Here is a 1,240-nt window from a genome sequence, read left to right as displayed (position 1 = left end):
GCTGTCGACGCCCTGCTCAATCAGTCCGTCAATGGCGCGCCCGATGGCCGGCTCACCGTAACTCATGCCCAGCGCCACGGGCTTGCCCGTGGCCTGCTCAAGCGCCCTGGCCTGCCGCATGCTGTACACCATCAGCGGCGAGCCTTCCTCCATCCAGATAGAGGAATATAATTTAGCCACACGCCGTGAGCGAAAGGGGATAATCACGCCATGGAGCAGCGGGCACCAGATAAGTCTCGGCAGGTCGACGACCCGGTAGTCGTGCAAAAACTGAGACAGGAACTGCCCGACCGCTGCGGGTGTCGGCTCTCGGGGGGTGCCCAGGTTAACGATTAAAACACCCTGTTGACTCGTCATTTTGCTACGCCTCTGAATGAATATGAGAAAGACTGACAGAAAAATTTAGCACAATCCTGTGCGTACGGCGGGCCGTGTCACACTGAGGCACATGTCAGACAGGAAGCATACGGAAGGGATTGTCCGGGCTTTTATTCCCTGAACAGGGTATAAAGTCGGCAGTACGCTGTTCACGAGCGAACCGAAGAGACCAGGGAACAGTGAAAGCATGAAAGACACCAACACGGTTGCACACATCCGCGCTTACCTGCTGAGCACCGGTCACCGGTTTATTGCCGAATCAGAGATACTGGAAGAGGCAATCCGCAGTCTGTGCAGGCAGGGCAGCCCGGTCAGTAATAAGGCCATTATCCTCCGCCTTATGGAGGAGCAGGCCGCCTCTCCTGACGCCTCGCGGCAGGCCGTTATCCGACGCCTGTTGCGGCTGGTTGCCCGCTATACGCCTGATGCCTGATGCGGTCATGGCGCACTTCCGGTTAACCTCGCTTAATCCAGCGCGGCCATTGTCAGCACTGGCCGCGCAGCTTCCAGCCCAGCCACTCGTCGAGCTCCCCTTCCGGCAGCGGCCGGGAGTAGAAGAACCCCTGCGCCTGGTCGCAGCCGTACTGCGTGAGTGCGGTCACCGTTTCTGCATCCTCCACCCCCTCGGCGAGCACCGTGTAGTCCAGGTCCTTCAGCATGGCGATGATGCTGCGCGCGATGATGCGCGAGGCGGTGTCGGACGAGATTTCGCTGATGAGCGTGCGGTCCAGCTTGATGACGTCCAGCGGCATGCGCCGCAGGTAGCTGATGTTGCTGTATCCGGTACCGAAGTCGTCCAGCGAAATGCCAAAGCCCCTGAGCTTCAGCATCTCCAGCCCCTGCATCGCCGCCGGGCTTTCGA

General features: G+C 59.8%; 3 protein-coding genes. 1 reads left to right on the top strand and 2 read right to left on the bottom strand.

Annotation, left to right across the window (positions count from 1 at the left end):
• Window positions 1–357: ferrochelatase (locus PSSD_RS25910; RefSeq protein ID WP_201023852.1), on the bottom strand; the 357-nt coding region annotated here is incomplete at its 3' end.
• 208 nt (window positions 358–565) lie between these two features.
• Here PSSD_RS25910 and PSSD_RS25905 point away from each other — a divergent pair.
• A complete protein-coding gene (locus PSSD_RS25905; protein WP_058974230.1) occupies window positions 566–811 on the top strand; it encodes a biofilm development regulator YmgB/AriR family protein in 246 nt (81 codons plus the stop codon).
• A gap of 52 nt (window positions 812–863) precedes the next feature.
• Here the strand turns inward: PSSD_RS25905 and PSSD_RS25900 are convergent.
• The coding region (locus PSSD_RS25900) for an EAL domain-containing protein (RefSeq protein ID WP_153011530.1) at window positions 864–1,240 on the bottom strand (377 nt) is incomplete at its 5' end.

Source organism: Type-D symbiont of Plautia stali, from assembly GCF_001485335.1.
GTDB classification, from domain to species: domain Bacteria; phylum Pseudomonadota; class Gammaproteobacteria; order Enterobacterales; family Enterobacteriaceae; genus Pantoea; species Pantoea vagans_C.
The sequence above is the reverse complement of the archived record's forward strand: the minus strand, read 5'-3'. Positions and strand labels throughout refer to the sequence as shown.

Excerpts from the sequence above, each read along its gene's own strand:
- PSSD_RS25905 (WP_058974230.1), top strand. The coding sequence starts at position 566 with ATGAAAGACACCAACACGGTTGCACACATCCGCGCTTACCTGCTGAGC.